Below are 11157 nucleotides of genomic sequence, written 5' to 3' on the forward strand. Positions count from 1 at the left end.
AGTCAGGAGTCAGGAGGAGATTTGAAAATTTCTTTGCCATCTCTTGAAATCCCAAAAAATGCACACTTTTTCCGGTATACCCTTCAAAACCCTTGCACTAATTTCTGTGTTTATCAGCCTCTAACCTCTGATATATCAAGGTTTTAGGTTTATTCAGCAAACCCTACTTATCGGTTAAGCAAATGTAGGTTGGGTTGAGCGACAGCGAAACCCAAAAAAATCCTTGAGAATGTTGGGTTTCGTTCCTCAACCCAACCTACCATATAATGACTTTTTAGCCTTAACCGAGCAGTATTGAATGGTTGGTAATCATGGGAACGAGAAAACGAGAAATAAAAACCTGAATTGATCAGGTTTTTGTAAAATTATCATATTTACACATAGAAAGTATAGCGTCTAAATTATTCTCTTTCATGTCTCCTTCATTCATATTTTTAAACAACACCGTAAACGCACCAGCACCCAAACCATCCTGCGGAAACATCCGATAACAAGGAATACTTGTTAAATGTGATTGATATTTAGATAAATGACTAACTTCCACAGCTTGAAATTGGGGAAATCTTGCTAACAACCATTCACAAACCTGCTCATTTTCTTCTGGGGAATAGGTGCAAGTCATATAAACTAAATACCCTTGAGGTGCAACAACTTGGGCTGAATTAGCAATAATTCTTTTTTGACGATTAGCACTTTTATTAATTGCGGTATGATGAAAACAACCCGGTGCTTTTTCACCTTTTGCTAGTAAAGATTGACCCGTACAAGGTGCATCAACTAAGACTAAATTACTAGATTCTGCAAACATCTCTACAAAAATACTAGAATCTCGATTTACCACACAACTAGGTTGAATATGGCAACGTTTCAAGTTAGAAATTAACATCCCTAAACGTTTACCAATGACTTCATTACTAATTAATAAATCAGGTTTTAACGCTTTCCAAGCAAATACACTCTTGCCTCCTGGTGCAGCGCACATATCAAATACTAAAGGTACTGGTTGATTAATTGTTAACAACACAGAAGCCGCAAATACAGAAGAAAAATCTAAACAATAAAAATATCCTTGTTGATGTAAAGGATGTTGACCTGGTTTTTCGCCCAAAGATAAACGATCTACAAATTCTGGTTGCCAAAGTGTTGGTGTTTCTACTGCAAAAGGTGAAACTTCAAGCTTGTCTTGACACCAAAGAATACAAGGTGCAAAAGGTTGAGGATTAACTAAAGATGCAATAAACTTTGCTTGTTCATCTGCATCATCAAATAAACGACGGGCAACTTTAAGTAATAAATTTGAAGGCTTTTCCATATTCACAAATTGGGTAATTTTAGCTATTTAGCACAATATTGAAAGTGTTACACCAGAACAATGTAATTAAGGCATTTGGCTGCATACTGAAAAGATAATGACCAACATTGAGATTGCGTTTTTAAAGCGCGTCCGGCGCGGCTTCTGGCCTTTGGCTAGAAGCTAACCGTTTTTTGACAGTTGTTAAATTAACTGCCCTTCGGGCGAGGCAGAAGGCAGAGGGCAGGAGGCAGAAGGGAAAATTTTCAATAAACAATAAAGTCTTTTTGCCTCGCCTGTATGGGTTTAAGTCAAGAGCCACAATCTCAGATTTAGCTGTCTTCGATTAAAGGTGGGTTTGAATCCCCCTGTAAGCTTTCTCCTACCTCCCTCCTGCCTCCTGCCTTTCAACTCCTGCCTCCTTTAACCCATTTGCACCGGAGAGGTCATGATCTTAGATAATTTTCCACAAAAACTGCGCCAAGAAGCACAACTTTGGCGAGATGAAGGACTTATCAGTTCTTCCCAATACCAGCAAATTGCCGACCGTTATCAATTTAACAAAATAGAAGCGGCTGCAAAAGAAAGTTCTGGTTTAATAGCCATTGCTGTCGGTGGTTTACTTTTAATTTTAGGTATCATTATCTTTGTAGCAGCAAATTGGCAAACATGGTCAAGAGAAGTTAAATTTATCTTGTTGATGAGTTTGTTTTTGTCTACTGCTATCACGGGTTTTTTGACTTGGAGAGAACCGACTCTTGCTAAGGGAGAAGGTAAAAAACCACAACGCAACAAACGTCTATTAGGAGAAGCTTTACTCATTCTCAGCGCCTTAATTTTGGGTGCAACTTTAATGCTGATGGCGCAAATATTTAATATTAGCGGTTCAGCTACCCAGTTATTTTTAGCTTGGGGGTTTGGTGTTTTACTCATGGCTTATAGTCTATCACTCAATTCTTTGGGTGTTGTGGCTATTATCCTGTTACAAATTGGTTATTGGTTAGGACTGAGAGAATTTTGGTCTGCTGGTAGTGATTTTAATTGGGCGCGTTTAGCTGTGCGACATACGCCGTTAATTTCTTGGTTGTTGTTTGTACCTTTGGCGTATATTTGTCGTTCACGGGTGATTTTTATCTTAGCAGCGATCGCTTTTACTCTTTCTCTACAATACAATCTCAATCCTTTACCATTATTAACTTTTTCTGATGTTATTCCTTGGGTTGCTTCTTTTGCTTTAGCATTACCACCTGCTTTATTTTGGAGTTATGATGATTTGTTGTTCCCAACTGTTAATTATCGGTTATTTCAAAATATAGCCCGTAATTTAGCTTTGGGGTGTTTTGCTGTGGTGTTTTATTTATTGTCTTTCCGTTGGCAATGGCAATCTTTCAGTTTTGGTAATTCGCCAAATAATTTCTCCAATGTTTTTCAATCTTTGCCTATCATTGATTTAGGCATTCTTAGCGGTTTAGCAGTGTTGCAATGGTTATTTCTGTTTCGTCATCGTCATAACCCAACCCGCAGAGAAGTATTTTTTACTATCACTGTCATTAGCATTTTTCTGAGTTTCATTGTCATTGTACCTTTTTGGCATCAAGCTATAAGTCGTATTACTGAACTAGGCATTTTTGTTTTCAATGTTCTGTTGATCACGTTAGCTTGGGGACTGATGCAACAAGGTTTAAAGTTGAGTAACAGAACTTCTTTTTGGTGTGGTATGCTATTATTTATCCTGCAAATTATCAGCCGGGTTCTAGAGTACGACACTGATTTATTATTTAGATCATTGGTGTTTGTATTGTGTGGTTCTGGTTTGATTTCTGCCGGTCTTTGGTTTGAACGTCGTTTACAGGAACGTGCTACTGTTAAAAAACAATAGCAGGTGACAGGTGACAGGTGACAGGTGACAGGTGACAGTGCTAAACGCCTTTGAGTGTCAAGGTTTTAGTTTAGATTAATGTCCTAACCGCCTTCTCTACGGCTACAATTGCAGAAATTAGAATTAAAAAATATATTAAATCTCTGCGTTATAAATCCTATTAGTCATGGGTAATAGGGAATAGGGAATAGGGAATAGGGAATAGGGAATAGGGAATAGGGAATAGGGAATAGGGAATAAGGGTAAATTATTTGTATTTTCCCAATCACCAATTACCAATTACCAATCACCAATCACCAATCACCAATTACCAATTACCAATCACCAATCACCAATCACCAATCACCAATTACCAATTACCAATCACCAATTACCAATTATGAAAAATAACTCACCAGAACAAAATAAAACCTTAACTCCAGAAAAGGAATTTTCCGAAAAGTTAACTTTTCGTGATTACTTAATTGCTACTGAACAAAAGGCCAATCAACCATTACCAATTTGGCGGTTAGTAGCACCTCTAATGCTGCAAGTAGGGTTAATTTTAGCAGTTCCCACCCAAGCAATGTATACAGAAATGACAGGTAAAAGTGTGATTTTGCAAACTTTACCTGCATATTCTAATAATGTGTTACAGGGTTCTGCTTTGTCCTTTGATTATAATATCTCTCGTACCGAAAATTTGCGAAGATTACCGGGTTGGAAAGATTGGGTAAGAGAAAATTCTCTGAGAAATGGCAGAATCAATCAAGGCAGTACATTATATTTGATTTTGCAGGAACAACAATCTTTTAACCGTGGTTTGAATCGTGATTTTAATCGTGGTTTGAATCGTGATTTTAATCGTAATGTTCCCGCAGCTTGGAAACCAGTGCGTGTGAGTAGCGATCGCCCGATTTATTTAGCTAATAATCAGGTAGCTTTAAAGGGTAATTATCAAGATGGGTTGATTAATTACGGTTTGGAAAATTATTATCTTTCCGAAGAACAAAGACAACAAATTAATAATGATTTGTTGCAAGCACAGCAAAACCGAAATGGAAGTAGAACACCGATCATTGTCAGGGTGAAAGTAGATCCTCAAGGTAATGCTGTACCAACGAGTATGTGGATAGGCGATCGCAATTATCGCTTTTAATTAGGGAACAGGGAACAGAAGGCAAAAGGCAAAAGTGAATATTCTTTCTCCCCCTGCACCCCTGCTTCTTCCCCAGTCACCAATCACCAGTCACCAATCACCAGTTACGTAAATTCCAAGCTGCACCAAAAGCAGCACCCGCACCAGCTAATAATCCCGTACTCATACCTTGAATTGTTTTTTCGACTGGGTTTTGGGTAATACATTCACTGGTAATTGTATCAGCACGCATACACATTTTACTTTCTGCCCAACTAGCAGTTCCGCCTAAAATAACACCAGATAAACTACAGGAAACAACAAGCAGTAACAAGCGTTTCGTTTTTATATCCATAGATGGATGTGTAAAGTAGAGGAGTGAGGTAAAGTTCCCACTACTTTACACTATATTTTAGTGATTGATGATTGGTGATAGTTGACAGTTGATAGTTGACAGTTGACAGTTGACAGTTGACAGTTGATTGGGAAACATAAAATTGATTACCCAGTCCCCAGTCCCCAGTCCCCAGTCCCCAGGCTTATTAATCTATTTTCAAATTAAAAGGTAAACGGGCATAAATGCCTTGGGGGTCGTTCATTTTCTGTAAAATGGCAACTTCTTGTGTAAATTTCTCAAATTCTGCTAAAAGTGAGTTATTTGGCTGAATCAGATTTTTTTCAAGTCCTAATTTTGCTTGGGCTTCTTGTAGTGTTCTGCCAAAAAAACGTTCTTCTAAAGTTGTCACTCTTGGATATTCTTGTACTTCCCAATCGTTACCTAATTTTGCGGCTTTGGCTGCATATTCAATAGCAACATTTAAACCACCAATTTCATCAACTAAACCGATTTGTTTTGCTGCTACACCTGACCAAACTCGACCTTGGGCGATTTCTGCTACCTTTTGTTGGGGTAGTTTTCGACCTTCGGCAACTTTATTAATAAACATATTATAAATACGGTTAACACTGCGTTGATACAGTGCTAATTCTTGGGGTGATTTGGGACGAGCAGCTGTTTGAGTATCTGCAAATTGGGCTGTTTTTACTGTATCCCAGGTGATGCCATTATTATTGGCTAATTTTTCACCGTTTAACAATATTCCAAAGACACCAATAGAACCTGTAATAGTATTCTTTTCAGCAAAAATGCGATTAGAATCACTGGCAATCCAATAACCACCAGAAGCAGCTACATCACCCATGGAAATAATCACTGGTTTAACTTGTCGAGTTAATTTTATTTCTCGCTGTATGATTTCTGAAGCTGTGGCGCTACCACCAGGACTGTTAATTCTTAAAACTACAGATTTTACATCTTCATCTTGGCGAATTTTTCTGAAGATTTGGGCAAAGCGATCGCCTCCTATTTGTCCATCTTCTCCTTTACCATCGACTATTTCTCCTTCTGCATAAACAACTGCAATTTTATTTTCTGAGTTGCGTTCTACTCCCATTGATTTACCAGGAACTTCGGCATAATCAGTCATGTTAATTTGTCGGAAGTTTTTATCATCTTCATCACTAGCAGTTAACTTTTTCAAATCAGCAAATACTTCATCTTGGTAAGCTATTTGATCGACTAAACCGTTAGCTTTTGCGGCGGTAGATTCTAAAATAGCTTGGTTATTGGCGATCGCCTGTAATTTTTGCGGTTGAATTTTCCGACTTTTACCTACAGAAGTTCGCCACTCTCCCCACACATCATCTAATAATTTTTGGGTTTGTTGTCTATTTTCTGGACTCAGTTTATCCAGGAGAAAAGGTTCTACTGCTCCTTTAAATTTCCCTACCCGTACTACTTGAACACCAATCCCGTATTTCTCCAATGCTCCTGTTAAGAATATCGGTTGTGAACTCAAACCGTTGATTTCCATCATGCCTACAGGATTGAGTACAATCTTATCAGCTACTGAACTCAGATAATATTCCCGTTCATTCCAATCTGTACTATATGCGATAATCTTTTTCCCAGATGCACGGAATTTATCTAACGCTTGACGAATTTCTTTGAGGGAAGCATAACCCAAACTACTCGCTGTACCTGACTTGGTAGCATCTATATAAATACCCACAATACGCGGATCACGTTGCGCTTTTTCCACAGTTTCAATCACTTTGCGGAGTGTGATTTGTTCTTCATCTACACCTGTTAAGGTTTTTTGCAGAAAGTCACTGGAACTAGGTTGACTGTCAGTGATTTTCATTGACAAGTCAAACACCAGCATAGATTTATCTTTAACTTGTGGACTTGTATCTTTAGCAGTAGCAGCGATAATGATAAATAATAAGCCTAGACTACCAACACCAGAGAAAATAATCAGTCCTAGTAAGCTACCAATTAAACTAGCACAAGTTTGTTTAAAAAAGTTATTCATTGGTTATAATATGTCCTTTTGAATACCTATCATATCTGGTAGGAAAGGGAATAGGGAATAGGGAACAGAATAATTAAAAAAATAACTCCTGCCTCCTGACTCCTGCCTCTTTTTATTGTATACGCTGCAAACCGTCAGATTGCTTTAACTGATACAAAGTTCTGTTACCAGTACAAAATAACACGGTGGTGATTTCGGCAATTAAGACTTCTGTCAATTCTTGTAGTGCAGTTGATGATACATCTGCTGCTTGCAGGAAAGGCATTGCTAAACCAGCGATATCTGCACCAAGAGCGATCGCTTTGGCTACATCTAACCCATGACGTAACCCCCCAGACGCTATTAAAGGTATTTCCGGTAACTGTGCGCGAATACTGGTAATACATTCTGCTGTCGGTATCCCCCAATCGGCAAAAGTCTTTCCTAATCTACGCTGTAATGATGTTTCGGCTCTTTCGCTTTCTACCAAAGCCCAAGATGTACCACCAGCACCTGCGACATCAATAGCCTGTATTCCTACGGATATAAGTTTTTCAGCCATCTTACCAGAAATACCATTACCGACTTCTTTGGCAATGACAGGAACTGGTAATTTACTGCATAAATCGGCAATTTTGTCAAACAATCCCCGGAAATTAGTATCACCTCTGGGTTGAATGAACTCTTGTAGCGGGTTAATGTGTAAAATTAAAGCATCAGCTTCTAAAATCTCAATAATTCGCAAACATTCATCAACACCACATTGATAATTAAGTTGTACAGCACCTAAATTAGCAAATAAAAGCACATCTGGGGCGTATTTACGAATAGCGAAAGTATCAGCAACTTGGGGTTTTTCCAAAGCTACACGCTGAGAACCTACACCCATCGCTAGTTTATATTGCTGGGCGACTTCTGCCAAACGACGGTTAATCATTCCTGCGCGTTCTGTTCCTCCAGTCATGGAAGATATTAAGATTGGTGCGTGAAGCTGTTTTCCTAAAAAAGTCGTGCTGATATCAATGTCAGTGCGATCGCATTCCGGTAAACAACAATGAATAAAACGATATTTTTCTAGTCCGGTAGTAACGTGCTGACATTGGACATCTTCCTCTAGACAGATGCGGATATGATCCGCTTTGCGATTTTGGGTTTGTGTTGGGGTGGTGGTAGGAGGGTTCACGGGTAATGACTCCAAGCTGTTATCTTCATTATTGTTGCAAATATTAAGAATCTTCTTGAATTTTTGGGAAGCATTTTATAATTGTGTATGGGCGTTAAGATTTAAGAATTGTTGAGTTTAGACTTATTTATTTGTGTTAATACTTAGAGGGGGTTTATCCGTTGAATTTGTACGGGTTTAGCAATAGCTTGGGTTGAGATAACAAAATATGGATATATGACTATACTTTTGTTATTCAAACCCAATACCTAAAACTGCTATTCTGCTACAGTGAGAATGAGAGATTGATCGCTTTTTGGGGATGTGGGGAGTGCGTTAGCGTTCGCGTAGCGTCTCGTAGAGATAGCTTACCGAAGGTATCGCTATTTGAAAAATGTGAAAAGATGCGATCGCTTTTCTTATTTGCTAAACTGTAAATTATCACAACAGTAATAAATTTCTATGTACTCCACCAGTCCACACCAAAAACTATTAGAAGCGATTGCCAACCTTGATGATCAACAAATTTCACTTGTTTTAAAATTTATCTCATCTTTAGAAACATCTGTTAACAACTATCAAGCTCCACCTAAAACAGTATTAGAAAGAATGGGCGGTTATCCCAAATTTTTACTAGAAGGATCAGGAGATTTGTCAGATAGAGATGTACGCAAAAAAGCAATTTCTGACATAATTCAAGCAAGACATCAAACAAGAACTCATGAATAATAATTATCCCCTAATATTAATTGATACTGGGATTCTTGTTGCCTTCTATGACCGTAAAGACAAGTATCACCAAAAAGTTATTAATTTTTTTAGTACCTGTACCAGTCAACTCATCACAACAATTGCCTGTGTTACAGAAGTGATGTGGTTACTTGCCCCAAATACAAAAGTGCAGAACGAATTTTTATCTGCTTTATCACTGGAAGTATTTTTATGTGAACATTTACTGCCATCGGACTATGAAAGAATCCAGGAACTTAACACAAGTTATCAGGATCTACCAGGAGATTTTACCGATTTATCGCTGATTGCTATTTCGGAAAGATTAAATATCTCTGCTATTGCAACTCTAGACAAAGACTTTAATATTTATCGGCGTTATCGCAAGCAACCATTTGATCGTATATTTTTACCTTAATCATAACTATTCTTCTTCAGCTAAAATCTGTGAAATATCCCGTGCAGCATGAATTAATCGAACAATTTAAATATACTCATCCCTTTCTAAATAAAAAATTAGATGCTTTTCAAATCCTCTAACTCCCCACTTCCGCGAACCAACTAAACGCGGATTCTTAACATTATATTACCAATCTTCTGCACTATTCGCTGTTGACTGAATTTAAGGGAACATTGGATATGCACTGCATCTGAGTTTAGCAAAATTTGTCTTTTTGTACTGTACGTAGTTGATGACGACGATTAAGATCAGAAGCATCTGCCTACTTAATATCCTCTCATTTTTGTGATTCATGCCTCTGTCTCGCCTAGTCACGCTCATTGTTGGTTTGATTATCATTTTGGGGTTAGCCCTGTGGCTGATTGATTCCCTGACTCGGCTTTATTGGCAACTATCCTATTCTCCCCTATTAGGTAATCTGCTGCTGTTGCTGCTGATTGTTCTTTTGGCAGGGTTGGTTGCAGCCTTTATATATTATGTTTTGGTTTTGCGGTCTGGTGAGGAAAAATCACGACGTAATCGCAGACGCGTTACCCCTAGCCAAATTCCTGCGGCTAAGTCTGATGCGGCTTCTAGCACTCTGCAAGCTGTACGTCAACAGGTGGCACAAATTCAAGATGAAGTTACCCGTCAAGCTTTACTGAGTCGCACTAAGGAAATAGAAGCGAATTTAGCACGGGGGGAAATTCAAGTAGTGGTGTTTGGAACAGGGAGTGCTGGCAAAACTTCCTTAGTAAATGCGATTATGGGGCGGATAGTCGGGCAGGTAAATGCGCCAATGGGTACAACTCAGGTTGGTGAAACCTATTGTTTACGCTTAAAGGGATTAGAACGAAAAATTTTAATTACCGATACGCCAGGAATTTTAGAAGCGGGAGTTGCCGGCACAGAACGAGAACAACTGGCCAGGGCTTTGGCGACGGAAGCAGATTTATTATTATTTGTGGTAGATAATGATTTACGGCGTTCTGAATATGAGCCGTTGAAGGGTTTAGCAGAAATTGGTAAGCGATCGCTCTTGGTTCTCAATAAAACTGATTTATATACAGATGAGGATCAAGAAGCTATCTTAACTAAGTTGCGTCAACGGGTAAAAGATTATATTGCTAGTAATGATGTGGTGGCGATCGCTGCTAACCCCCAACCCGCACAATTAGAAACCGGGGAAATTTTCCAACCAGAACCAGATATAGTCTCCTTATTGCGACGTATGGCTTCTGTACTACGGGCTGAAGGTGAAGATTTAGTTGCAGATAATATTCTTTTACAATCTCTCCGCTTAGGAGAAGAAGCCCGAAAATTAATTGATTCTCAACGTCGCCGTCAAGCTGATAAAATTGTAGACCGCTATCAATGGATCGGCGCTGGTGTGGTTTCTGTAACTCCTTTACCAGTGGTAGACTTACTAGCTACCGCCGCAGTTAACGCCCAAATGGTGGTAGAAATTGGCAGGGTTTACGGTTGTGATTTGAATATGGAACGGGGGCGAGAATTAGCCTTATCTTTAGGAAAAACCATTGCTGGTTTAGGTATTGTTAAAGGAGCTATTGAATTACTATCAACGGCTTTGCAACTTCATGTTGCTACTTTTATCATTGGTCGCGCTATTCAAGGAGTAACAGCAGCTTATTTAACGCGCATTGCCGGCAAAAGCTTTATTGAGTATTTTCGCCATGATCAAGATTGGGGTGATGGGGGAATGACGGAAGTAGTACAGCAGCAATTTCAGATGAATCGCCGAGACGAATTTATAAAAGTATTTATCCAAGAGGCGATCGCTAAAGTCGTAAAACCTTTGACAGACGGTGAATAAAAGCTAGAACCTGGGGCAGATGGCAAGATGGAGAAGTAGGGGAGAAAATAATCGGCAACTAATAGCTAAGAAATCAAGACTCATAAATCAAGACTCATAAATCAAGACTCATAAATCAGGACTCATAAATCAAGACTCATAAATCAAGACTCATGACTCAATTGCAAAATTGATGGAAATGGTGATGTATCTAATTAGGGGATGCTGAAAAAGTCCTGCGTCTACATAGGGGTTGCTGAGAAAGTCTTTCCGTGAGGGCATAGGAGTCAGGAGTCAGGAGTCAGGAGTCAGGAGAAGATTTGAAAATTTCTTTGCCATCTCTTGAAATCCCAAAAAATGCACACTTTTTCCG

At 38.8% G+C, this 11157-nt stretch carries 10 protein-coding genes; 6 read left to right on the forward strand and 4 right to left on the reverse strand.

All coding sequences use genetic code 11. The features are described from left to right. Positions 1-349: 349 nt before the first annotated feature. A complete protein-coding gene (locus FFR48_RS20210) occupies positions 350-1312 on the reverse strand; it encodes an RsmB/NOP family class I SAM-dependent RNA methyltransferase (protein ID WP_096568666.1) in 963 nt (320 codons plus the stop codon). Positions 1313-1739: 427 nt separating this feature from the next. On the opposite strand from FFR48_RS20210, the gene FFR48_RS20215 reads away from it, so the two are divergent. The 3 genes from FFR48_RS20215 to FFR48_RS20220 all read left to right on the forward strand — a co-directional run bounded on the left by FFR48_RS20215 (position 1740) and on the right by FFR48_RS20220 (position 4308). After that, a complete protein-coding gene (locus FFR48_RS20215) occupies positions 1740-3170 on the forward strand; it encodes a DUF2157 domain-containing protein (RefSeq protein WP_190346606.1) in 1431 nt (476 codons plus the stop codon). A gap of 251 nt (positions 3171-3421) precedes the next feature. Further along, complete coding sequence (locus FFR48_RS30195; RefSeq protein ID WP_268932452.1) at positions 3422-3553, forward strand: hypothetical protein; 132 nt, start codon at positions 3422-3424, stop codon at positions 3551-3553. Next, a complete protein-coding gene (locus FFR48_RS20220) occupies positions 3550-4308 on the forward strand; it encodes a GDYXXLXY domain-containing protein (RefSeq protein WP_137668617.1) in 759 nt (252 codons plus the stop codon). Before FFR48_RS30195 ends, FFR48_RS20220 begins: the two co-directional genes overlap by 4 nt. 97 nt (positions 4309-4405) lie before the next feature. On the opposite strand, the gene FFR48_RS20225 is transcribed toward FFR48_RS20220, so the two are convergent. The 3 genes from FFR48_RS20225 to fni form a co-directional block, all read right to left on the reverse strand. Continuing rightward, positions 4406-4642 (reverse strand): hypothetical protein, encoded by a 237-nt coding sequence (locus tag FFR48_RS20225; RefSeq protein WP_096568672.1) that lies wholly within the window; start codon positions 4640-4642, stop codon positions 4406-4408. Positions 4643-4829: 187 nt separating this feature from the next. Beyond that, a complete protein-coding gene (sppA, locus tag FFR48_RS20230) occupies positions 4830-6662 on the reverse strand; it encodes a signal peptide peptidase SppA (RefSeq protein ID WP_137668618.1) in 1833 nt (610 codons plus the stop codon). Positions 6663-6774: 112 nt separating this feature from the next. After that, positions 6775-7824 carry a type 2 isopentenyl-diphosphate Delta-isomerase gene (fni, locus tag FFR48_RS20235; protein WP_137668619.1) on the reverse strand — a complete coding sequence of 350 codons (1050 nt, stop codon included), beginning with the start codon at positions 7822-7824 and terminating at the stop codon, positions 6775-6777. A 441-nt stretch (positions 7825-8265) separates the two neighbouring features. Between fni and FFR48_RS20240 the strand changes: the two genes are divergently transcribed. The 3 genes from FFR48_RS20240 to FFR48_RS20250 all read left to right on the forward strand — a co-directional run bounded on the left by FFR48_RS20240 (position 8266) and on the right by FFR48_RS20250 (position 10805). After that, positions 8266-8532, forward strand: coding sequence for a hypothetical protein (locus tag FFR48_RS20240; protein WP_199291226.1), 267 nt, complete (start codon positions 8266-8268; stop codon positions 8530-8532). Then, positions 8525-8950: a type II toxin-antitoxin system VapC family toxin gene (locus FFR48_RS20245; RefSeq protein ID WP_096568684.1), complete on the forward strand. Its 426-nt coding sequence runs from the start codon at positions 8525-8527 to the stop codon at positions 8948-8950. The genes FFR48_RS20240 and FFR48_RS20245 overlap by 8 nt, the downstream gene beginning before the upstream one ends. 334 nt (positions 8951-9284) lie before the next feature. Next, positions 9285-10805 carry a YcjF family protein gene (locus FFR48_RS20250; RefSeq protein WP_137668620.1) on the forward strand — a complete coding sequence of 507 codons (1521 nt, stop codon included), beginning with the start codon at positions 9285-9287 and terminating at the stop codon, positions 10803-10805. The last annotated feature ends 352 nt before the right edge of the window (positions 10806-11157 follow it).

This window comes from Sphaerospermopsis reniformis (assembly GCF_005402885.1).
In the GTDB taxonomy this organism is placed as follows: Bacteria; Cyanobacteriota; Cyanobacteriia; order Cyanobacteriales; family Nostocaceae; genus Sphaerospermopsis; species Sphaerospermopsis kisseleviana.

What these genes read in the sequence shown, in the direction of transcription:
- FFR48_RS20210 (WP_096568666.1), bottom strand. Translation starts at nt 1,312, where the DNA reads ATGGAAAAGCCTTCAAATTTATTACTTAAAGTTGCCCGTCGTTTATTT.
- FFR48_RS20215 (WP_190346606.1), top strand. Translation starts at nt 1,740, where the DNA reads ATGATCTTAGATAATTTTCCACAAAAACTGCGCCAAGAAGCACAACTT.
- FFR48_RS20220 (WP_137668617.1), top strand. Translation starts at nt 3,550, where the DNA reads ATGAAAAATAACTCACCAGAACAAAATAAAACCTTAACTCCAGAAAAG.
- FFR48_RS20225 (WP_096568672.1), bottom strand. Translation starts at nt 4,642, where the DNA reads ATGGATATAAAAACGAAACGCTTGTTACTGCTTGTTGTTTCCTGTAGT.
- sppA (WP_137668618.1), bottom strand. Translation starts at nt 6,662, where the DNA reads ATGAATAACTTTTTTAAACAAACTTGTGCTAGTTTAATTGGTAGCTTA.
- FFR48_RS20240 (WP_199291226.1), top strand. Translation starts at nt 8,266, where the DNA reads ATGTACTCCACCAGTCCACACCAAAAACTATTAGAAGCGATTGCCAAC.
- FFR48_RS20245 (WP_096568684.1), top strand. Translation starts at nt 8,525, where the DNA reads ATGAATAATAATTATCCCCTAATATTAATTGATACTGGGATTCTTGTT.
- FFR48_RS20250 (WP_137668620.1), top strand. Translation starts at nt 9,285, where the DNA reads ATGCCTCTGTCTCGCCTAGTCACGCTCATTGTTGGTTTGATTATCATT.